At 59.3% G+C, this 21688-nt stretch carries 16 protein-coding genes and 1 other annotated feature; of the genes, 6 read left to right on the plus strand and 10 right to left on the minus strand.

Annotation, left to right across the window (positions count from 1 at the left end):
• Nucleotides 1-2 precede the first annotated feature (2 nt).
• From nrdR to ACQZ5F_RS07425, 5 genes are all read right to left on the minus strand, one after another.
• On the minus strand, nucleotides 3-482 hold the full coding sequence (gene nrdR, locus ACQZ5F_RS07405) for a transcriptional regulator NrdR (RefSeq protein WP_003496675.1): 480 nt from the start codon (nucleotides 480-482) through the stop codon (nucleotides 3-5).
• Between the two features lie 47 nt (nucleotides 483-529).
• Nucleotides 530-1819 carry a serine hydroxymethyltransferase gene (glyA, locus tag ACQZ5F_RS07410; protein ID WP_225339946.1) on the minus strand — a complete coding sequence of 430 codons (1290 nt, stop codon included), beginning with the start codon at nucleotides 1817-1819 and terminating at the stop codon, nucleotides 530-532.
• A 188-nt stretch (nucleotides 1820-2007) separates the two neighbouring features.
• Nucleotides 2008-3339, minus strand: coding sequence for a L,D-transpeptidase family protein (locus ACQZ5F_RS07415; RefSeq protein WP_225339947.1), 1332 nt, complete (start codon nucleotides 3337-3339; stop codon nucleotides 2008-2010).
• 374 nt (nucleotides 3340-3713) lie between these two features.
• Nucleotides 3714-4223 carry a transcriptional regulator LdtR gene (ldtR, locus tag ACQZ5F_RS07420; protein WP_169539083.1) on the minus strand — a complete coding sequence of 170 codons (510 nt, stop codon included), beginning with the start codon at nucleotides 4221-4223 and terminating at the stop codon, nucleotides 3714-3716.
• Nucleotides 4224-4457: 234 nt separating this feature from the next.
• Nucleotides 4458-4895, minus strand: a complete 438-nt coding sequence (locus tag ACQZ5F_RS07425) for a DUF6163 family protein (protein WP_046798867.1) — start codon at nucleotides 4893-4895, stop codon at nucleotides 4458-4460.
• A 184-nt stretch (nucleotides 4896-5079) separates the two neighbouring features.
• On the opposite strand from ACQZ5F_RS07425, the gene hemB reads away from it, so the two are divergent.
• The 3 genes from hemB (at nucleotide 5080) to ACQZ5F_RS07440 (ending at nucleotide 7586) form a co-directional block, all read left to right on the plus strand.
• The gene (hemB, locus tag ACQZ5F_RS07430; RefSeq protein ID WP_225339948.1) at nucleotides 5080-6093 is read left to right on the plus strand and encodes a porphobilinogen synthase; all 1014 of its coding nucleotides are present in this window, start codon (nucleotides 5080-5082) and stop codon (nucleotides 6091-6093) included.
• A gap of 97 nt (nucleotides 6094-6190) precedes the next feature.
• Nucleotides 6191-6649 carry an RDD family protein gene (locus tag ACQZ5F_RS07435; RefSeq protein WP_174008197.1) on the plus strand — a complete coding sequence of 153 codons (459 nt, stop codon included), beginning with the start codon at nucleotides 6191-6193 and terminating at the stop codon, nucleotides 6647-6649.
• Between the two features lie 178 nt (nucleotides 6650-6827).
• Complete coding sequence (locus ACQZ5F_RS07440; RefSeq protein WP_046798863.1) at nucleotides 6828-7586, plus strand: arginyltransferase; 759 nt, start codon at nucleotides 6828-6830, stop codon at nucleotides 7584-7586.
• Between the two features lie 84 nt (nucleotides 7587-7670).
• Here ACQZ5F_RS07440 and parC read toward each other — a convergent pair whose 3' ends face one another.
• Nucleotides 7671-9923, minus strand: coding sequence for a DNA topoisomerase IV subunit A (gene parC / locus ACQZ5F_RS07445; RefSeq protein ID WP_225339949.1), 2253 nt, complete (start codon nucleotides 9921-9923; stop codon nucleotides 7671-7673).
• A gap of 229 nt (nucleotides 9924-10152) precedes the next feature.
• Between parC and ACQZ5F_RS07450 the strand changes: the two genes are divergently transcribed.
• Complete coding sequence (locus tag ACQZ5F_RS07450) at nucleotides 10153-11343, plus strand: hypothetical protein (protein ID WP_137084016.1); 1191 nt, start codon at nucleotides 10153-10155, stop codon at nucleotides 11341-11343.
• A 40-nt stretch (nucleotides 11344-11383) separates the two neighbouring features.
• Here ACQZ5F_RS07450 and ACQZ5F_RS07455 read toward each other — a convergent pair whose 3' ends face one another.
• From ACQZ5F_RS07455 to aspS, 4 genes are all read right to left on the minus strand, one after another.
• Entirely contained in the window at nucleotides 11384-12865 is a 1482-nt protein-coding gene (locus ACQZ5F_RS07455; protein ID WP_052818614.1) for a SulP family inorganic anion transporter, read from the minus strand.
• A gap of 74 nt (nucleotides 12866-12939) precedes the next feature.
• Nucleotides 12940-12995: a sequence feature (sul1 is cis-regulatory element that is thought to sense ions involved in sulfur or methionine metabolism; They are found in Alphaproteobacteria), on the minus strand.
• A gap of 78 nt (nucleotides 12996-13073) precedes the next feature.
• On the minus strand, nucleotides 13074-15179 hold the full coding sequence (locus ACQZ5F_RS07460) for a methyl-accepting chemotaxis protein (RefSeq protein ID WP_052818586.1): 2106 nt from the start codon (nucleotides 15177-15179) through the stop codon (nucleotides 13074-13076).
• A gap of 315 nt (nucleotides 15180-15494) precedes the next feature.
• Nucleotides 15495-16940 (minus strand): cell envelope integrity protein CreD, encoded by a 1446-nt coding sequence (gene creD / locus ACQZ5F_RS07465; protein ID WP_225339951.1) that lies wholly within the window; start codon nucleotides 16938-16940, stop codon nucleotides 15495-15497.
• Nucleotides 16941-17193: 253 nt separating this feature from the next.
• On the minus strand, nucleotides 17194-18981 hold the full coding sequence (aspS, locus tag ACQZ5F_RS07470; RefSeq protein ID WP_225339952.1) for an aspartate--tRNA ligase: 1788 nt from the start codon (nucleotides 18979-18981) through the stop codon (nucleotides 17194-17196).
• 180 nt (nucleotides 18982-19161) lie between these two features.
• Here aspS and ACQZ5F_RS07475 point away from each other — a divergent pair, with 180 nt between their 5' ends.
• A complete protein-coding gene (locus tag ACQZ5F_RS07475; protein WP_046798857.1) occupies nucleotides 19162-20433 on the plus strand; it encodes an MFS transporter in 1272 nt (423 codons plus the stop codon).
• An 82-nt stretch (nucleotides 20434-20515) separates the two neighbouring features.
• A complete protein-coding gene (rnd, locus tag ACQZ5F_RS07480) occupies nucleotides 20516-21676 on the plus strand; it encodes a ribonuclease D (RefSeq protein WP_052818588.1) in 1161 nt (386 codons plus the stop codon).
• The last annotated feature ends 12 nt before the right edge of the window (nucleotides 21677-21688 follow it).

Genomic DNA, 21688 nt, shown 5'->3' on the forward strand with positions numbered 1-21688 from the left:
GGCTAGACTCCGGCGTCCGTATCGCGGGCGATCTTGGCGTTGATTTCAGCGATCACGTTTTCAAAATCCTCGGCATGGCTGAAATCGCGATAGACCGAGGCGTAACGCACAAAGGCCACGTCATCGAGACTTTTCAGCGCTTCCAGCACCTGAAGGCCGATTTCTTCCGAGGGAATTTCCGTCTCGCCCGAACTTTCCAGGCGACGAACGATGCCGGAAACGGCCCGCTCGATCCGGTCGCGATCAACCGGGCGCTTGCGCAGCGCGATCTCGAAAGATCGCACCAGCTTTTCCCGGTCGAAGGGCAGCTTGCGGCCGCTTTTCTTGATGACCATCAGCTCGCGCAGTTGCACGCGCTCATAGGTCGTGAAGCGGCCGCCGCAATCGGGGCAGATGCGCCGCCGACGGATGGAGGTGTTATCCTCCGCCGGACGCGAGTCCTTGACCTGTGTGTCTTCGGAACCGCAAAATGGGCAGCGCATCGTTTTCCTCTCTTTTCAGGTGCATGTACAGGTACATGCGGCCTTTCTTACATGTACGGGTACATCGGGAAACGGTCGGTCAGGCCGACGACCTTTTCACGCACCGCAGCCTCGACGGAGGCGTTGCCCTCGTCCGAATTGGCAACCTTCAGACCATCGAGAACCTCGACGATCAGCTTGCCGATTTCGCGGAATTCCGCTTCCTTGAAACCGCGCGTCGTGCCAGCCGGCGTGCCGAGACGGACACCGGAGGTGACGAAGGGCTTTTCCGGATCGAAGGGAATGCCGTTCTTGTTGCAGGTGATGTAAGCGCGGCCGAGTGCGGCTTCTGCACGCTTGCCGGTGGCGTTCTTCTTGCGAAGGTCAACCAGCATCAGGTGGTTGTCGGTGCCGCCGGAGACGACATCCAGACCGCCTTCGACCAGCGTTTCAGCCAGCGCCTTGGCGTTCTTGACGACCTGTGCGGCATAGTCCTTGAACTCCGGCTGCAGCGCTTCACCGAAGGCAACGGCCTTGGCGGCGATGACGTGCATCAGCGGGCCGCCCTGCAGGCCGGGGAATACGGCCGAGTTGAACTTCTTGGCCAGATCCTCGTCATTGGTGAGGATCATGCCGCCACGCGGGCCGCGCAGCGACTTGTGCGTCGTCGTCGTTGCAACATGGCAATGCGGGAACGGCGACGGGTGCTGGCCACCGGCAACGAGACCGGCGATGTGGGCCATGTCGACCATCAGGTAAGCGCCGACTTCATCGGCGATCTCGCGGAAACGCTTCCAGTCCCAGACGCGCGAATAGGCGGTGCCGCCTGCGAGGATGAGCTTCGGCCGGGTTTCCTTGGCCTTGCGCTCCACCTCGTCCATGTCGAGCAGGTTGTCGCCTTCGCGCACGCCGTAAGACACGACGTTGAACCATTTGCCGGACATGTTGACCGGCGAACCATGTGTCAGGTGACCTCCCGAGTTCAGATCGAGACCCATGAAGGTGTCGCCCGGCTGCAGGAGCGCGAGGAACACGGCCTGGTTCATCTGCGAACCGGAATTCGGCTGGACGTTGGCGAAGTTGACGCCGAACAGCTTCTTGGCGCGCTCGATGGCAAGCTCTTCAGCAATGTCGACAAACTGGCAGCCGCCGTAATAGCGCTTGCCCGGATAACCTTCGGCATATTTGTTGGTCATGATCGAACCCTGCGCTTCAAGCACGGCGCGGGAAACGATGTTTTCCGAGGCGATCAGTTCAATCTCGTGGCGCTGGCGACCCAGTTCCTTCTCGATCGAGCCGAAAATATCCGGATCAACTTCGGCAAGCGGACGGGAGAAGAAAGCATCTGTGTTCGACATGGTGAAGGCTCCTGAAACAGTAATGCGATGGCGTCTTAGCGTTCCGCCCGGACAAGAGCAATACGAGGTGCGAGATTTGCCCGTCAAAACGCGACGGTGCGACAAAAAACGGCACGTGTTTTCAGAAAATCGCCAAGAAAAAAGCCGCACCCGAAGATGCGGCCTGTTTTCATCGATAAAAGCGCAGATCAGTTGCGCGGCAGAAGGTCGTCATCAACAGGGCCGGCCGGCTGCTCGATGCCGGTGGTGGTGTTCAGCGCCAGTTCGGCGTTGCCATCCTTTTCATAGATGTCATCGCGGAACTGCACCACGCCGTCCTTTGCAGACCATGCGGTGATGTAGACGAAATAAACAGGCACTTCCTGCGCCAGCTTGATCGGCGTGTTGACGCGGGTGGCGATGACGCGTTCCATTTCCTGACGCGACCAGCCGGGCGTGTCGCGCAACAGCCAGCTCGTGAGGTCGCGCACGTTCTGCACACGCACGCAGCCGGAAGATTCGAACCGCATCAGCTTGTTGAACAGGCCCTGCTGCGGCGTGTCGTGCATATATTCGTTGTTGGGATTGTGGAAGTTGATCTTCGTCGAGGACATGGCGTTGATCTTGCCGGGGTCCTGGCGGAACATCAGGTTCGGAGCCTTCGGCGCGAACCAGTCGACCGCGGTCGGCGACACCTCCTGCCCCTTGCCGTCGATGAGGCGGATATTGTTCCGCTCCAGATAGGTCGGATCCTTCTGCATCAGCGGCACGATGTCCTTTTCGACGATCGAGCGCGGCGCTGTCCAGTAAGGGTTGAGGATGACTTCGTAGACCTTGGAATTGATGACGTGCGTCGGGCGGCTGGCGCGGCCGACAACGGCCGTGTTGCGCAGGACAACGCGCTCATTCTCCACCGCCTCGATGGCGGCGGCCGGAATATTGACCATCAGGTGACGCTGGCCGAGATCGCCCGACATGGACTGGATGCGAACCAGGTTGGTCTGCAACTGCGCCAGACGGATCTGGGCCGAAACATTGAGCGCCTTGGTGGTATACTCACCGCTGACGCCATCGGCCGGAAGGCCGTGGCGGGCCTGGAAGCGCTTCAGTGCGCCATCGACATAACTATCGAAGGCGCTGGAAATGCCGGCTTCGCGCGGCAGGTCGCCGGAAACCATCAGTCGCTGGCGAAGCGCCTGTACGGAGGGATCAGAGACGCCGATCTGAAGACGCTGCTGGCTGACGGGCACATCCGGCCAGCCGCCATTCTGCACGATCTGCTGATATTGCATGATCGCCTGCTGCATGTAGACCGGCGCTTCCCGACCGAGAACCGGATTGTTGGAAACGACGCCCACCGTGGAACGCGACGTATTGGCGTCGAACTGGTCATCCCAGTTGCCGCGGCGCGACGAACCCATAAGGTCGTTCAGCGCATTCTGCGCCAAGGCCGGCGCGGCAAGTGCTGCAACACCAACGGAAACGGCTGAGCGCAGAAGCGCGCGGCGCGATACGGAATCGGAAACGGATTTCTTTGTCATTTTACCTACCAGCCACTCTCTTCGGCATTCTCAACAATGCCTAAATCAATATGATTAACAAACACGTACAACGTGCCTGCCGGCCGGTAATGCTCGAGGCCCAGGGTCTGGGCACTACAGTCTGGCGGAACAGTCGGGACTTGCCGCGACAGCAGGAGAAACAGCCGGCTCCCTCACCCTTGCCGGTCCCATATCAATATGGCCAATTCGTGTCACGAGCCTTTTCTCACAAAGCTGTGTTGCCTGAAAATAAAGGCGAAGGCTCGGATAAGACACCGGGCTTGACATGAAAAATGAGCGCCGGCGTTGCGCGGAATCCGCAAGCCGGAGGCAAAGCGTTGCCCCCGGCTTAAACAGTGAAACCGTCGCGGATATTAGAGACGATAAGCGATCGAGTCGTTCCAGAAGCGATCGAGGCGCTGCAGCAGCTTGTTCATTTCGGAGAACTCGCCGGTGCCGATGCCGCCGACTTTTTCGATCGAACCGACGTGGCGTTCATAAAGGCGGGCAACCGTTTCGGCGATGGCCTGGCCTTCTTCGGTCAGGCTGATGCGGACCGAGCGGCGGTCGACACGCGAGCGCTGGTGGTTGATGAGGCCGAGGTCGACCAGCTTCTTGACGTTGTAGGAAACGTTCGAGCCGAGGTAATAACCGCGGGAGCGAAGTTCACCGGCCGTCAATTCGGAATTGCCGATGTTGAACAGCAGGAGCGCCTGTACGGCGTTGACGTCATCACGACCCTGACGATCGAACTCGTCCTTGATGACATCGAGGAGGCGGCGATGGAGGCGTTCCACCAGATGCAGCGACTCCATGTAGAGCGAACGGATGGTATCTTCGTGTGCGTCGGCAACAACGGCCTGCGGCTTAACTTTGCTATTGATCATGACTGCCTCACTGTTTTGTTTGGCGGTGTGTTTGTTTGTCTCCCGCCTTGAGTGAGAACCTAATCAATGCGCATAAAATTCTACTTAAAAGCTACGATTAACAAATGGTTACCTGCATTTTCCCTGGAGGGGCCAACTTGTGGCGAAGCGGGAATGGCCTACAGTCATGCATTATAAATCAATGACTTAGAGATAAAAAACGGCGTCAAAACAGGCCGTATTGCTTTATTCTTATGGTAAATCAATTCTTGCGCGTTCTTCATTCTGGCGGTGATCCAGCCAGAAAGCGACCAGAAATAGTATATAAATGGTTGCCACGAGACCGTGCATGACGGGTACCAGCGTGTTGGCGCCGAAGATGTGGGGCCACACCTTATACATGGCGATCTGCGCGCCCGCCCCCATGACCCACATGACCGCCCCCCAGGAGGCCCCGAGCCAGAGGCCAAGTGCCGCAACCGGGAAAATGACCGCCAGCGCGCTGCCCGCCACACGCCAGGGCAGGTTCAGCATGTCGAACCGGCCCTGCCCGCCCAGCGAATACCCCGTGAGCATTGCCCAATATTGCAGGCCGAACCAGAAACAGGAGACCGCGACCAGCCTCATGAAGACCAGAAAGAGGATTTCCGTAAGCGGACGCTTCGGCAGAGGTTGAGAATCAGGTTCCATGGCCGGAAGATACGGTCTCGACGGGCGGGCGACCAGCCCATATTGAATCCGGTGGCCTGCCTTGTCAAAGCATCGTTGCCGGGCAAGGCAGACAGGAGGGGAAGCCAGGGCAACATTGTCGCATTCGCACGCCGCATGCTTCATGTTATGCAGCTTTCCAAATTTGACCGAAGGACATTCTGACATGCAGGACAAAACGCATCTGGTCGACGAGATAACCGGCCATCGCCGCATGCGGCGCAATCGCAAGGCGGATTGGACGCGCCGTCTGGTGCAGGAGAACCGCCTGACCGTCGACGATCTCATCTGGCCGGTCTTCATCGTGCCCGGCAGCAATATCCTCGATCCCATTCCGGCGATGCCCGGCGTCAACCGGATGAGTATCGACCGGCTGGTGGAAGCGGCGAAGGAAGCCGCAGATCTCGGCATCCCGGCGATCGCGACCTTCCCGAATATCGAGATGGACCTGCGCGATGAGACCGGCTCGAACGCGCTCGAGGCGAATAATCTCATCAATCAGGCGACCATCGCCGTCAAGAAAGCCGTTCCAAATATCGGCATGATCACCGATGTCGCGCTCGATCCCTTCACCAGCCACGGACATGACGGCATTCTGCGCGGCGACGAGATCGTCAATGACGAGACTGTGGAACAGGTCGTCAGGGCGGCAATCCTGCAGGCCGAAGCCGGTTCCGACATTATCTCCCCTTCAGAGATGATGGATGGCCGCATCGGCGCCATCCGTCGCGGCCTTGATGCCGCTGGGCACCAGAATGTCGGCATCATGGCTTATGCGACGAAATTCGCTTCCGGCTATTACGGCCCCTACCGTGAAGCCATTTCGACGGCCGGTCTGCTGAAAGGCGACAAGAACAGCTATTATATCAGCCCTGCCAACGGCATGGAGGCGATCCGCGACGCAGCACTCGACGTGGAGGAAGGCGCCGATATGCTGATGGTCAAACCCGGCCTGCCCTATCTCGACATCTGCTGGCGGCTGAAGGAGAATTTCGGCCTGCCGACCTTCGCCTATCAGGTGTCCGGCGAATATACCCAGATCAAGGCTGCCGCGATGAATGGCTGGATCGACGGCGAGCGGGTGATGATGGAAACGCTTCTCTGTTTCAAGCGTGCCGGTTGCGATGGTGTTCTGACCTATTTCGCCATCGAGGCCGCACGCAAACTGGCAAAGGGCTGAAGCCAGCACTTATTGTATTCGGTCGTTTTCTTCCCATATTGTCTGCTGACACGGCACATATGCCGAGTTGTCAGACCTTCTCAGGAGAAAACGACCGATGAGCCTCGACCAGAACCCCACCTATGCCGCACCGGACGACTGGCGCGCCTATAGCGGCGTCCTGAGCCGGCGCGTCTTCGCGTTCCTGATCGATTACGCGATCGTTCTGCTGCTTTGCATTCCGGCCGCCGTGATTGTCTTCTTCCTCGGCGTGATTACATTCGGCCTTGGCTGGTTTCTCTTCCCGGCGCTGTTCGTCATCGTCGCGGTGCTTTATTTCGGCGTATCACTCGGCGGCCCCTCGCAGGCCACACCCGGCATGCGGGCGATGGGCATCGCGATGGCGCGCATGGACGGACGGCGAATCGATTTCCTGTTGGCGACCGTGCACATCGTGCTTTTCTGGGTCATCAACTCGGTTTTGACACCTTTGATTCTTCTGGCAGGCCTGTTTACCGAGCGCTCGCGCCTCGTTCACGACTTCCTGCTCGGCACCGTCATGGTCAGAACACGCTGATATCGAAGAAAGCCACGAAAACGTGGCTTTCAAAGGCGGTAAATACCTCATCCCGCAGTTGACGTTTTCCGTCATTTTGCCATTCTGTGACATTATGCATGTCGCTTGAAGCGCCGCCGCCAACCCCGTGAAATCGCGGCGCGCTTTCATAACAGACGCAGGAGGCGATCACGGTTCGATGAACACGCAGGCGACGCCCTCCCCCCAATTCTATCTTACGGCGCCGGCCACTTGCCCCTATCTGCCGAACCAGATGGAGCGGAAGGTCTTTACGCATCTGGTTGGCCCGCGCGCCTCGGAAATGAACGACCTTCTGACCCAGGGCGGTTTCAGGCGTTCGCAAAACATCGCCTATCGCCCCGCCTGCGAAAACTGCCGCGCCTGCGTTTCCGTGCGCATCCTGACCGAGCAGTTCCAGCCGACGAAATCGATGCGGCGCGTATTGTCCATCAACAAGGATGTCGTCGCCACCGTTCACGCCGCCGAGCCTTCCACCGAGCAGTTCTCCCTGTTCCGCCGTTATCTCGACCACCGCCACCAGTCTGGCGGCATGTCCGACATGTCGGCGCTGGACTATGCGATCATGGTCGAAGACACACATGTGAACACCCGCATCATCGAATACCGCGTGCGCGAGCCGGGCTCAGGCATTGATTCCAGCAAACGCGGCGAGTTGCTGGCCGTGGCGCTCAGCGACGTGATGAGCGACGGGCTGTCGATGGTCTATTCCTTCTTCAACCCCGATCTTGAAAAACGCTCGCTCGGCACTTTCATGATCATCGATCACATCACCCGCACCCGCGCACTTGGCCTGCCGCATGTCTATCTCGGCTACTGGGTCGATGGTTCGGAAAAGATGGGCTATAAAACCCGCTACCACCCGCAGGAGCATCTGACGCCCCGCGGCTGGGAGGTTTATGAGCCTGGCGAAGAATAACGGGGGCGCCACGTCCTATTCAATTCGGATAGCAAAAACACATGAAAGACGTCCCGAGTAAACTTCCGGGACGCCACTAAAATATTACCCACCAAACTTCCCGCTACGCGGAAAACCCTTTGGCACGGTGCGGCCCGCCGTTGCCCGGTCGGCCAGCCATTCGCGGAGTTCGTCACCCACCTTATTAAAGAGACGCCCGGCCGTGTCGGACCAGCTCAGACCCTCGGCAACGGCGAAACATTTCACGTCAATGACGCCGCCATCCTTGTAGCGTTGCAGGCGCACGCCCTTGCCACGTGACATTTCCGGCACCTGCGACAGCGGGAAGGCCAGGAGCTTGCGGTTTTCGCCGACGACGGCGACATGATCGCCCGTCACCGGCACCGCGAGCTTGGCTTCATCAGGCATCGAGACATTCATGATCTGCTTGCCCTTGCGGGTATTCGCGACCATTTCACTTTCCGCCACGATGAAACCGTTGCCGGCCGTGGAGACGAGCAGCAGCTTGCGCGACGGGTCGTGCACGAAGGCGGTCAGGATGTCCTGATCGTTCTCCATGTCGACCATGATACGGATCGGTTCGCCATGGCCGCGCCCGCCGGGCAGCTTGTCGGCGCCGAGCGTATAGGCCTTGCCGCCGGTGGTCAAAAGCAGCAGCTTGTCGGTCGTCTGCGCCGGGAAGGCAAGCTTCGGGCCGTCACCTTCCTTGAAGGTCAGGGTCGACGTATCGGACATGTGGCCCTTCAACGCCCTGATCCAGCCCTTCTGCGAGATGACGATGGTGACCGGTTCCTTTTCGATCATCGCCTGCTGGATGGCCTCGATATCGGCATCCGGCGCATCCGCGAACTGCGTGCGGCGACGACCGATCTCGGTTGCCTTGGCATATTTCTTTTTGACCTCGCCGATTTCCCAGGCGACGGTCTGCCACTGCTTGTCGTCAGAGGCGAGCAGACCTTCGATTTCGGCCTTCTCGCTGCTGAGTTCATCGAACTCCTTGCGGATTTCGAATTCCTCGAGCTTGCGCAGATTGCGCAGCCGCATGTTGAGGATGGCTTCGGCCTGATTGTCGGTGAGCGACCATTTGGCCATCATCACCTGTTTCGGCTCGTCCTCCTCGCGGATGATGCGGATAACCTCATCCAGATTGAGATAGGCGACCAACAGGCCGCCCAGAATCTCAAGCCTGCGGTCGATGGCGGCAAGACGGTGGCGGGAGCGGCGGACGAGAACGTCCTTGCGGTGCGCCAGCCACTCGCTCAGCACCTCATTCAGCGCCATGACCTTCGGCACCTTGCCCAGCGACAGCACGTTCATGTTGAGCGGCAGGCGGCTTTCGAGGTCGGACAGGCGAAACAGCGATTCCATCAGGAGCGTCGCATCGACGGTGCGGTTCTTCGGCACCAGCACAATGCGCACATCTTCAGCGGATTCGTCGCGAACATCTTCCAGGAGCGGCAGCTTGCGGGCGAGCAGCAGCTCGGCGATCTTTTCGATAAGCCGCGATTTCTGCACCTGGAAGGGAATTTCGGTGATGACGATCTGGTAACCGCCACGGCCGAGATCTTCCGTTTCCCACTTGGCGCGCACGCGGAAACCGCCACGCCCCGTCTTGTAGGCCTCGAGAATATTCTCGCGGCTTTCGATGATGATGCCACCGGTCGGCAGGTCGGGGCCGGGAATGAACTCCACCAGCTTCTCGACCGTCGCATCGGGATGCTTGATGAGATATAGCGCCGCATCGCAAAGTTCGTGGGCATTGTGCGGCGGGATCGATGTCGCCATACCGACGGCAATGCCGGAGGCGCCATTTGCCAGAAGATTCGGGAAAGCGCCCGGCAGGACCACCGGTTCCTCGTCTTCCTCGTTATAGGTGGCGCGGAAATCCACGGCGTCTTCGCCGATGCCTTCCAGCAGCAGCGCCGCCACGTCAGTCATGCGCGCTTCGGTGTAACGATAGGCAGCAGCACCGTCGCCATCGATGTTGCCGAAATTGCCCTGCCCGTCGACGATCGGATAACGTTGTGAGAAATCCTGCGCGAGACGCACCAGCGCATCATAAACCGACTGGTCGCCATGCGGGTGGAACTTACCGATAACGTCACCGACGATACGGGCGCATTTCTTGAAGGCCGAATTGGGACGGATGCCCATTTCGCTCATGGCGTGAATGATACGGCGATGCACCGGCTTGAGGCCATCACGCACATCCGGCAGCGCACGATGCATGATCGTGGACAAGGCGTAAGCGAGGTAGCGCTCTTCAAGCGCCGCCTTCAAATCGACCGGATGAATGTTATCGTCTCCGCCAGACGGAGGTACAAGATTTTTTCCCATGGTGCTTGACTAGCGGAAATGCCGATTCCCGGCAAGAAATTCGGGGGTCTGCCCTGTGGATGAAAGCACCTCTCTCACGAGGTTTTTTGTTAACCGCGATCTAAATGCCGCAATGCCGCCGTCATGCGAATCGATCTAAATCCTATAGACCTTTGAATAATCGTGAATATAAGTATCACCATTAGCATTCTGACACGGTGCACATCCGTACGTTGAGGGAAGAAACATCATGAGACTGAAATCCACCCGGCAGGTTCTTTTCGCCAGTGCCGCGCTTCTTACGCTTTCGGCACCGGCTTTTGCGCTGGATGGCGGTGATGTGCTGAAGAAGATCAATGCAGCCTATGCCGCGCAGGGCGGCGAGATCGCCGCCGGCTCGGTTGCCGTCAACGGCTCGACGGTAACTCTGAACAGCGTGACCTTCAACGCAGCTGCCGATCCGGCCAAGAAAATACCGGTTGGCAACATCACGCTTGAAGGCGTCGAGGAAAACAAGGGCGGTTATACGATCAAGAACGCCCGTTTCGACAATATCAACTACAGCCAAGAAAACGTGGAGATCAAGGCAAGCGACATCTACATGTCGGGCCTCGTCATTCCCGCTGACGCGACCACGGGCACCGTGGATGCACTGATGTTCTACGACGAAGCGCATAGCGGTCCGGTTTCGGTTTCCATCGACGGCAAGCCGGCTTTCTCGCTTGAAGAAAGCACCGCGACAATGTCCGTCAGCGATGACAAGGCCTCGATCGGTTTCGAACTCGATGCATCCGGCTTCAAGGCCGATCTCAGCGAAGTCACCGACCCGGCCACGAAGGACGCAATCGAGAAGCTCGAACTCAAGGCCCTTTCCGGCGACATGACCATGAGCGGCAGCTGGGAAGTCGCCTCCGGCACCGTCGATGTCGAGGAATATGCCATCGACCTCGACAATGTCGGCCGCCTCAACATGTCGTTCGGCTTCTCCGGCTACACGCTCGCCTTCATCAAGTCGATGCAGGAGACGGTAAAGGCTCAGGCCGCCAATCCGAACAAGGAACAGGCGGACCAGGCGGCAAGCCTTGCCATGCTCGGCCTGATGCAGCAGCTTTCCTTCATCAACGCCGAAATCAGCTTTGAAGACGCCAGCATCACCAAGCGCGCCATCGATTACGCGGCAAGCCAGCAGGGCATGACGAGCGACCAGCTTGCCCAGACCATCAAGGGCATGGCCCCCATCATGATGGCCTCGCTCAACGTTCCGGAATTGCAGAACATGGTGTCGGTGGCGATCAACGCCTATATCGACAATCCGAAGAACTTCGCCATCACCGCAGAACCGGAAAAGCCGGTTCCGTTCCCCATGATCATGGGCGCTGCGATGGGCGCGCCGAACACCCTGCCGAAAATGCTCGGCGTGACGGTGACGGCAAACGAATAAACAAAAAAGCCCCGGTTTTGCCGGGGCTTTTTATTTGTACTCAATGCAGCGGGGCTGCCGCCGCACCCTGCTTGTCGTGCAGGGCGAAACGGTCGATCATGTGGGCGCTCGCCTCGTTGACACCGATCACTTCGACCCGCTTGCCGACTTTACGGAATTTCAGGACGACCTTATCCAGCGCGCCGACCGCCGAAATATCCCACAGATGCGCCTCCGTCACATCAATCGTCACCGCCTCCACCTCTTCGGCAAAATCAAAGGCGGCGATGAAGCTCTCCGTCGAAGCGAAGAAAATCTGGCCGTCGACGCGGTAGATCCGCTCCCGGCCATCGGCTGAAAGCTCCGGCCTGACATGGAAGAGCTTAGACACCTTGCCTGCAAAAAACACACCGGAAAGAAGCACGCCCGCCAGCACGCCCTTTGCAAGGTCATGGGTGGCGAGCACCGTGCCGACGGTTACCAGCATGACGATGCTTGAAGATGGCGGGTTGCGGCGGAGATCAAGGATCGAACGCCATGAGAAGGTGCCGATGGACACCATGATCATGACTGCCACCAGAGCCGCCATGGGAATGATGCGCACGAGATCGTCCAGCACCAGAATGAGGAACAGCAGGAACGCACCCGCGATGAAGGTGGACAAGCGGCCGCGACCGCCGGAGCTGACATTGATGACGGACTGGCCAATCATGGCGCAGCCGCCCATGCCGCCGATGAGGGCAGAGGCGATATTGCTCGTGCCCTGCCCGATGCATTCCTGGCTCTTGTTGCTGCCCGTATCCGTCATGTCGTCGACGATCTGAGCCGTCAGCAGCGATTCCAGCAGGCCGACGGCGGCGAGCGCCACGGAATAGGGAAAGATGATCTGCAACGTCTCGAAGGTAAAAGGCACCTGCGGCAATGCAAAAATCGGCAATGTTGACGGCAACTCGCCGAGATCGCCGACCGTGCGGATGTCCATGCCGGAAAACACCGCAACGCAGGTCAGGACAACGATGGCGACCAGCGGTGACGGGATGATCTTCGTGACCAGCGGGAAGAGATAGATGATCGCAAGGCCAGCCGCGATCATGACATAGGTTTCAACCGGCACGCCGATCAGTTCGGGCAATTGCGCCATGAAGATCAGGATCGCCAGCGCGTTGACGAAACCGGTCATGACAGAGCGCGAGACGAAGCGCATCACCCGGCCAAGCCTCGCAAAACCCGCCGCGATCTGCAGCACGCCCATGAGGATGGTGGCGGCAAAGAGATATTGCAGGCCGTGCTCCTTGACGAGCGTGACCATAAGCACGGCAGTGGCAGCGGTTGCCGCCGAAATCATGCCCGGTCGGCCGCCGGTGAAGGCGGAAACGCAGGCGATGGCGAAGGAGGCAAACAGCCCCACTTTCGGATCGACGCCGGCAATGACGGAAAAGCCGATGGCTTCGGGAATGAGGGCGAGCGCGACAACGATGCCGGAAAGCACATCGCCGCGAATATTGGAAAACCACTCACGTCTGTAAGTCTGAAATCTGTTCATCTGATTTTTTCGCAAAGAATGACGCACCGGCCGGAGCCATGTCCGGTAGATTGAAAAGGAATGTCGGTGCTTTGCGTTGTCTGGCGGATCGGCGGCCAGAAGAGCCACCCGGGATTTCACCGGGTCCGTGGTGAGTGCCCCACCTATAAACAGCAAAAAAGCGGGCGGCAAGTTGCGCGCCCGCTTTTCGATGCAGCGAAATGAGGTATCAGGCCGCTTCGCGCAAGCCACGCTCCTCTATATGCATATCACTCAGCCGGAACTGACAGACCAGATCCTTGAGACGGGCCGTCTCGCTCGCCAGCATGGCGCTGGCGGCATTGTTTTCCTCGACCATGGCAGCATTCTGCTGTGTGCCCTGATCCAGGTGGTTGACGGCGGTATTGATCTCGGAAAGCCCGAGCGACTGCTCCTTTGTCGCGACGGCGATGGCTTCGATATGGCCGTTGATCGTCTTGACCGAGCCGCCGATGCGCGACAGGGCAGCACCTGTTTCCCGCACGAAACGCGCACCGTCCTTCACCTCGGTGCTGGAGTTGCGGATGAGCACCTTGATCTCGGCCGCCGCTTTTGCAGAGCGCTGCGCCAGTTCGCGCACCTCCTGCGCGACGACGGCGAAACCGCGCCCCGCCTCGCCTGCACGCGCGGCCTCCACGCCAGCGTTGAGCGCGAGAAGATTGGTCTGGAAGGCGATCTCATCGATGACGCTGATAATGCTGCCGATCTTGCCGGATGATTGCTCGATCTTTTCCATGGCCATGATGGTATCGACGACAAGATCGGCCGTGCGGGTGGCATCCTCATCGGCCGAATGGGCGACCGTGCGGGCTTCCACCGCGCGTTCCGCCGAAATGCGGATATTCGCGGTCAATTCATCGAGAGCGGCGGCGGTCTCTTCCAGCGAGGCGGCCTGCTGCTCGGTGCGGCGGGCAAGATCGGCAGCGCTCTGGCTGATTTCCTGGCTGCCGCCGTCAATCGCAACGCTCGACTGCACGACGCCGGACATGGCGGCATCCAGCTGGCGGATGGTGCGGTTGAGATCGTGGCGCAAAGTCTCGAAATCCGGGGCGAAAGGCTCGTTCAACTCGAAGGAGAGATCACCGGCGGCGAGGCGGTGTAGCGCTGCCGCCAGACCGCTGGTCGCCTGCATCAGCCGCGCCTGTGCCTCGGCCTCCGCCTCTCGCTGGAAGCGGGCCTTTTGATCTTCCGCCTGTTGCCGGGCCGCAAAAGTCTGGTTCTCCAGTTCAATCTTGGCGATGGCGGCCTGCCGGAAAATTTCCAGCGCCTGCGCCATGGCGCCAAATTCATCCTTGCGGCGCAGGCCGGGAACGGCGAATTCGGTTTCACCTTCGGCAAGGCGACGCATCGCGCCGGTGATCAAGGTCGCGGGGCGGGTTATCGAACGGCCAATGAAATAGACCCCGGCAAAAAGGATCACGACGGTCAGGGCAATGAGGGCGACGACGATCGAAACCGTGGTTTCCGCCGCATTTTTGTTTTCCAGCGCGCTTGCCTGCCGCTCCTGCCGATAGGCCGAGGAAATATCGGCGACAACGGGCAGCAACGCATTGTAGGCGGAAGCGACCGTTTCGCGCGCTTTTTGCTCCTCCAGCACCGCCTGCGCATAAAAGCGGAATGAGGCGGTGTAGATTTCCAGTGCGTCCATGATGCGCTGGCGCTCCGCGCCCGGCCGGTATTCCAGCTTTACCAGCGCCTTGAAGGTTTCCACCTCGGCGGCATGTTTCGTCGCATAGGTTTCGTCGCGCCGCAGGATGAAATCCTTTTCGTGCCTGCGCATCATCAACATGCTGGCGCGGATTTCGGCATTGGCAACGGTGTCGATGTGTTTTTCAATGGAATGCACACCATTACGCATCGCGCCTTCAAGTCCGTCTGCGGGGGTGAGACCCAGCTCCTGATTTTTGGAAACCAGCGCTTTCATGCGTTCACCATAGGCAGCAACACCCTGCGCCAGCGCATCAAGTTTCACGCGGGTCTGCGATGTCGCGCTGCCTTCGAGGGAATTGACGGACTGCGCAACCCTGCCCATCGTCTGGTCGAACTGCGCCACGGAATTCATGTCCCTGGAAAGCAGGAAGTCCCTCTGGTGCAGGCGGCTTTCATGCAGAGCGTCCACCAGCGTCGTCAACACCCCGTCCCTCTGGATCAGCGTGTCTTCAGCGACGCGATAACGCTCCTCCATCTGCCTTTGCCACAGCAGCATGCCGGCGATGACGGCGATACCGCACAGCGCAGCCAGCGCCAGCATGGACACGCGATGCGCAATTTTGAACGTCGAGACCAGCGAAAACATTCAACCCTCGTTTGTGAAACTTCGTGGGGCGATGAATGATCGACAAGGCTTAAGAAGTTCTCTACCGGATTTGTCAGTTTGATTAAGTTTTTATGACAACCCACAGGTTAAACAGAATACACAGCGGATGCCCGCAAGCAAAAGACGCTCCACGATTAAGATGCCTCTAGCAAAAACAGAGTAGACAACAGGCGGGAAAGCGTTGTCATCCCGCCCCAGTATTCGCTCCCCGCTTTTCTCATCTGACACCAATTCGGACAAGTAAAAACAGGGAGTTACGACGATTCGAGACCAATCTGGCTGGAGTAGGCTGGACTATGCCGCCTCGTTTGCGGAGTTGCGAATCTGCAATGCCCCTGCCCCCGACCAATCGACCCGGCGGGTGGCGTACATGGTTGCGGCTATGGCAATGAAGGAAATCACAGCACCTGCCAGCAACGCATACTCGTCTTCGTTCAAAACCAGATACATGACGCCGTAGGCGACCGCCAATGCAGTAAACAATGCCACACCGTTCCTGCGACTATTGGTTGCGCTTCCGAGATACGATGCGATCAGTGCCGCCGTTGATGTTGATGCCGTGATATAGGCAACCGTGAAGCCGGTATGCTCTGAGAGTGCCAGCAGCAACACGTAGAAAATAATCAGCGCCAACCCCGTCAGCACATATTGTATCCAGTGCACGACAGTGCCGCCCCTGAGTTCTACGATGAAGACGGCAAGGAAGACCAGCGAGATGAAACCGATCGAATATTTCAGCGTCCGGGCGATGATCTGGTAGAATTTCACGGGTTCAACGAGGTTGATCGTCATCAGGCTGCCCGACAGCGGCAGACGCGTGCCCTCCACCACCCGATCTATGCCCCTGGCAAGATAAGGAATGGTCCAGTTCGCCTTGAAATCCGTAGCGGTGACGGTCTTCTGCTCGGGCAGGAACAGGCCTTCGAAGCCCGGATGCGGCCAATCGGCGTTTGCCGCAAAGCTCGTGGTCTGGCCGGCCGGCGCCACGGCGAAACTGCCTGAACCATTCAGGGAAAAGGCGATATCGAAGGCGAAGCCGGTTTCGATGAGGTTTCTTTCAATCACCCTGTGCACTCCGGCATCGGACCTGATGGCGATTTCCGGACCGGCGCGGTTGGTCAGTGCCGAAATATCCCGCATGCCGGGATCAAAAGGCAGAACCGGGCCGCCGTCGATTTTGACGCCGGCGCTGGAGCGGATGCCGGTAATATCCTGTATGCTGAGGACGAGAATGGCGTTCTCCAGTCGCGGCGTGCCGGAAAAGCGCGCAAGATCCTGCAGGATGCCGGAACCGAAGCGGCCTTTCAGCATGACGTTGCCGTTATAGACCGGCAGGCTATAGATCGACAGCTGCTTTTCCTCGGTCTTCAGATCGGCCGCAACATCAAGCGTTTCCGGCATGACCAGCACCCATTCGGTCGTGCGGTCGACGATGCTCTGGCCATTCACCTCGCGGCGGCGGTCCACGTCGAAAGGCACGGCAAGATAGGGTCCGTTCACCACCTGATCACCGCCCCAGCCATTGGCAATCCGGCCCGACACATCTTCCGCCCGCGAGGCGCGCTCTTCCGTCAACCCCCAGACAAGCAGGAGCGGCACGAGCAGAACCATGGATATGAAGCCGATCATCAGGAACTTGGCGCCCGGCGAGCGCAGGCTGACGGCGAAATTGCCGCGTGGCGGGGCCGAATGTGCATATCCACCCGCCGGCGCGATATCTTTTTCCGTTTCATGTACCATTCTGAAATCCTTATAAATATGATCGCGCCGAAACCGAACGCGAAGTTCGGCCGGCGCTGTCCCAAGTTTAAAACCCCAAATAGTCTTGCGTCCCCTAGGTGAACGCGGGGCCTATACTGGAAGCGGATTTCGGCTGATTGTGCGCGGAATTCGGTTTAACTCGCGGTAAAATTGTGACTTTGCCGCGTTCGTTGCAAAAACAAAAAGGGCCGGCGTTGCCGCCAGCCCTTTGTTTGAACCTGAATAAACCAGATCAGTCCTTTTTGGACGGAATAACGCGCAGCGCCAGTTCGCGAAGCTGCGTCGGCGTTGCCGGCGACGGGGCATTCATCAAGAGATCCTGCGCTTGCTGGTTCATCGGGAACAGCGTGATTTCGCGCAGGTTCTTGGCGCCGACCAGCAACATGACCACACGGTCGATGCCGAAAGCGCAACCGCCATGCGGAGGCGCGCCGTACTGGAAGGCGCGGTAGAGACCGCCGAAGCGCTCTTCCACATCGCTCTGCGACAGGCCGACCTTTTCGAAGGCCTTGACCATCAAATCAGGCGACTGGTTACGGATCGAGCCGGAGGCGATTTCAAAGCCGTTGCAGACCGCGTCATACTGGAACGCCTTGATGGAAAGCGGATCCTGCCCTTCCAGCGCTTCCATGCCACCCTGCGGCATGGAGAAGGGGTTATGGGCGAAGTCGATCTTCTTTTCTTCGTCGTTGTATTCGAAGAAGGGGAAATCGACGATCCAGCACATTTCAAAACGGTCGCGGTCGATCAGGTTCAGCTCGTCGGCAGCGCGGGTGCGTGCTTCACCTGCGAACTTGTAGAACTTGGCGGGATCGCCGGCGACGAAGAAGCAGGCATCGCCCGCTTCAAGGCCGAGCTGCGTGCGCAGTGCCTCGGTGCGTTCCTCGCCGATGTTCTTGGCGAGCGGGCCGGAGCCGCCGACCTTGCCGTCTTCTTCCTTCCAGAAGATATAACCGAGGCCAGGCTGGCCCTGGCTCTGCGCCCACACGTTCATGCGGTCGCAAAAAGCGCGCGAGCCGCCGGTCTTGGCAGGGATCGCCCAGACCTGAACCTTGGGGTTGGAAGCGATCATGTTGGCGAAGACCTTGAAACCCGAACCGTCGAAATGTTCGGTTACGGCTTCCATGACGATCGGGTTGCGCAGGTCCGGCTTGTCGGAGCCGTATTTGCGGATCGATTCGTCGTAGGGAATGCGCGGCCACTGTTTCGTCACCGGCTTGCCTTCGGCAAACTGTTCGAACACGGCCGTCATCATCGGCTCCATCGTGGTCCAGACATCTTCCTGGGTCACGAAGCTCATTTCGACGTCGAGCTGGTAGAATTCACCCGGCAGGCGGTCGGCACGCGGGTCTTCATCGCGGAAGCAGGGAGCGATCTGGAAGTAGCGGTCGAAACCGGCCACCATCAAAAGCTGCTTGTACTGCTGCGGCGCCTGCGGCAGCGCGAAGAACTGGCCTTCATGGATGCGCGAGGGAACGAGGAAGTCGCGCGCACCTTCCGGCGAGGATGCGGTGAGGATCGGCGTGGTATATTCGGCAAAGCCCAGTTCACCCATGCCCTTGCGCATGGAAGAGATGATCTGCGTGCGCTTGACGATGTTCTTGTGCAGCGTCTCGCGGCGAAGGTCGAGGAAGCGATATTTCAGGCGTACGTCTTCGGGATATTCCGGCTCACCGAACACCGGCAGCGGCAGTTCCTTGGCAACACCAAGAACCTCGATCTCCTGCGCATAAAGCTCGATCTCGCCGGTCGCCATGCCCTTGTTGATGGTGTCCTCTGAGCGCGCCTTGACGAGGCCGTCGATGCGGATGACCCATTCGCCGCGCACCGTCTCGGCAACCTTGAAGGCCGGGCTATCAGGATCGGCCACCACCTGGGTGATGCCGTAATGGTCGCGAAGGTCGATGAAGAGAACGCCGCCATGATCTCGCACGCGGTGAACCCAACCGGAAAGGCGAACGGTTTCGCCGACGTCGGACTTGCGGAGAGCGGCACAGGTGTGGCTGCGGTAACGATGCATTTTTATATCCTGGAACGTGTCGTGCGCCATATGGGCCGCACTGTCGAAATTGGCCGGAAAAACGCATGACCAGCCTGATTTGTCAAGGCAAAGCGCAAGATTGTCGCCTCCAGACTGTCCTTTCCCCCGCCTTGGCTTTAGATAGTGCTTATTCAGCCCGCCAAACCGAGTCGGCCCGCAATGAGCCAGATCAGACCCCTTATCCCGCTTCTCGTCACCGCCGGCATTCTGATCGGCGGCAACGGCCTGCAGGGAACCTATATCGCGCTGCGCGGCCTGTCCGAAGGGTTTTCGGCCAGTACCATCGGCCTCATCAGCGCCGCCTATAGTCTCGGCTTCGCACTCGGCTGCATTTCGGTGACGCGCCTGCTGCGCAAGATAGGTCATATCCGCACTTTCGCCACCATGGCGGCGGTGGCGTCGGCCGCGTCGATCGCCATGCCGCTTGTCCTGCATCCGCTGTTCTGGCTGGCGATGCGCTTCATCATCGGCATTGCGGTCGCCTGTCTTTTTGCGGCCATCGAAAGCTGGATCAATGCACAGGTGACGAATTCCAACCGGGCGCGGACGCTCTCCATCTATCGTTTCGTCGATCTCGGCTCCGTCACGCTCGCCCAATATGTCATTCCCGTCGCCGGCATCGACGGACCTGTGGTGTTTTCGCTGATCGCCATGGCACTGACGCTTTCGCTGGTGCCGATCTCGCTTGCCGACAAATCCAACCCCGCACCGCCGAAACAGATCCCCTTCAATCTGTTCGCCGTCTGGCGCATTTCACCACTTGCCGTGGTCGGCTGCGTCGCCGTCGGTCTCAGCATGGCGGCGTTTCGCAATATCGGCCCCATCTATGCCGAACAGATCGGCCTTTCGGTAACGGCGATCGCCACCTTCATGAGCGCCGGCATCATCGGCGGCGTGGTGCTGCAATATCCGCTCGGCGTCTATTCCGATCGCTATGACCGGCGCATCATCATTCTCGCCACCACCGCCGGCTCTGTCGTCGTCGGCCTGTTTCTTGCCTTCTTCGCCGGCACGGATGAATGGAGCAACATCATCGGCGTCTTCGTGTTCGGCGCATTCGCCCTGCCGCTTTATTCGCTCAGTTCCGCCCACGGCAACGACCATGCCAAGGAAGGCGAACATGCGATGGTTTCGGCCGGGCTTTTGTTCTTCTGGTCGGTGGGGGCCACCGTCGGGCCGCTGCTCGCCTCCGTCCTGATCGACCAGTTCGGCCCGAAGGCGCTGTTCAGCTATACGGCGGCGATCCAGATCGTTTTCATCGCCTACACCATATACCGGCTGCGGGTGCGTGAGGGCGTTCCAGTGGAGGAGAGGAACTGGCGGTTCCGTTCGCTTTTGCGCACATCCGCATATTTTCAGAAGCTCGCCGCCCCCATGCCGCCCAAAAAGGACGGGACGGAGCCCAATCCGCCCGAGAAAAACGATCCTTGAGCCTTCAAAAGCGGGCTTTGTATTGACATGCGCCCGGCAAAGGGAAAGTAAGACGGATAATTTTCACGAGTGGCCATTTGCAATGATTGAAACGACTGCCGCCCTCGCCGAAGCCTGCACGGAACTGGCGAAATCGGAATTCATCACCATCGACACCGAGTTCCTGCGGGAAACGACCTTCTGGCCGGAGCTGTGCCTCGTGCAGATGGCAAGCCCGACGCTTGAGGTGCTGGTCGATCCGCTCGCCAAGGGTCTCGATCTGACGCCGCTTTTCGAGCTGATGGCCAATCCTGCTGTCGTGAAGGTTTTCCACGCCGCGCGGCAGGATATCGAAATCATCTACCATCTCGGCGGGCTCATCCCGCACCCGATCTTCGACACGCAGGTCGCCGCCATGGTTTGCGGTTTCGGCGATTCGATCTCCTACGACCAGCTGGTGCAGAAGATCAAGAACGTGCAGATCGACAAATCCTCGCGCTTCACCGACTGGAGCCGCCGCCCGCTGACCGAAAAGCAGCTGGATTACGCGCTGGCCGACGTGACCCATCTGCGCGACGTCTATCTCTCGTTGAAGGCGCAGCTGGAGCGTGAAGGCCGCTCGCTGTGGCTGACCGAAGAGATGGATATTCTGGAATCGCGTGACACCTATGACATGCATCCCGACGATGCGTGGCTGCGGCTGAAATCGCGCCTGCGCAAGCCGACCGAACTCGCCATCCTCAAATTCGTCGCCGCCTGGCGCGAGCGTGAGGCGCGTTCCCGCAACGTGCCGCGTTCCCGCGTCCTGAAAGACGATGCGATCTTCGAAATCGCCCAGCAGCAGCCGAAGGATGCCGAGGCGCTGTCGCGCCTGCGCACAATCCCCAAAGGCTGGGAACGCTCCACTTCCGGCACCGCCATCGTCGAAACCGTAAATGCCGCGCTGGCGCTTCCGAAAGAGGAAATGCCCAAGGCGCCGCGCCACAGCCACGCGCCGGAAGGCTCCGGTGCTGCCGTGGAACTCTTAAAGGTTCTGCTGAAGCTGACGGCCGACAAACACGGCGTTGCCGCCAAGGTCATCGCCAACAGCGACGATCTGGACAAGATCGCCGCTGAAGGCGAAAACGCGACCGTGGGGGCACTGAGCGGCTGGCGGCGCGAACTCTTCGGCGATGTGGCGCTGAAACTCATCAACGGCGAAGTGGCCCTGCGTTTTGCCGGCAAGAAGGTCGAGGCGGTTGAGGTTGCGGCAAGCGAGCCGTAATCACCCGCCCGC

This window comes from Agrobacterium sp. 22-210-1 (assembly GCF_053522525.1).

Bases quoted from the DNA above. Each gene is read 5' to 3' on its own strand.
- ACQZ5F_RS07415 (WP_225339947.1), bottom strand. From the start codon at position 3,339: ATGACAAAGAAATCCGTTTCCGATTCCGTATCGCGCCGCGCGCTTCTG.
- nrdR (WP_003496675.1), bottom strand. From the start codon at position 482: ATGCGCTGCCCATTTTGCGGTTCCGAAGACACACAGGTCAAGGACTCG.
- rnd (WP_052818588.1), top strand. From the start codon at position 20,516: ATGATTGAAACGACTGCCGCCCTCGCCGAAGCCTGCACGGAACTGGCG.
- ACQZ5F_RS07460 (WP_052818586.1), bottom strand. From the start codon at position 15,179: ATGTTTTCGCTGGTCTCGACGTTCAAAATTGCGCATCGCGTGTCCATG.
- glyA (WP_225339946.1), bottom strand. From the start codon at position 1,819: ATGTCGAACACAGATGCTTTCTTCTCCCGTCCGCTTGCCGAAGTTGAT.
- ACQZ5F_RS07475 (WP_046798857.1), top strand. From the start codon at position 19,162: ATGAGCCAGATCAGACCCCTTATCCCGCTTCTCGTCACCGCCGGCATT.
- parC (WP_225339949.1), bottom strand. From the start codon at position 9,923: ATGGGAAAAAATCTTGTACCTCCGTCTGGCGGAGACGATAACATTCAT.
- ACQZ5F_RS07450 (WP_137084016.1), top strand. From the start codon at position 10,153: ATGAGACTGAAATCCACCCGGCAGGTTCTTTTCGCCAGTGCCGCGCTT.
- ACQZ5F_RS07440 (WP_046798863.1), top strand. From the start codon at position 6,828: ATGAACACGCAGGCGACGCCCTCCCCCCAATTCTATCTTACGGCGCCG.
- aspS (WP_225339952.1), bottom strand. From the start codon at position 18,981: ATGCATCGTTACCGCAGCCACACCTGTGCCGCTCTCCGCAAGTCCGAC.
- ACQZ5F_RS07455 (WP_052818614.1), bottom strand. From the start codon at position 12,865: ATGAACAGATTTCAGACTTACAGACGTGAGTGGTTTTCCAATATTCGC.
- ACQZ5F_RS07435 (WP_174008197.1), top strand. From the start codon at position 6,191: ATGAGCCTCGACCAGAACCCCACCTATGCCGCACCGGACGACTGGCGC.
- hemB (WP_225339948.1), top strand. From the start codon at position 5,080: ATGCAGGACAAAACGCATCTGGTCGACGAGATAACCGGCCATCGCCGC.
- ACQZ5F_RS07425 (WP_046798867.1), bottom strand. From the start codon at position 4,895: ATGGAACCTGATTCTCAACCTCTGCCGAAGCGTCCGCTTACGGAAATC.
- creD (WP_225339951.1), bottom strand. From the start codon at position 16,940: ATGGTACATGAAACGGAAAAAGATATCGCGCCGGCGGGTGGATATGCA.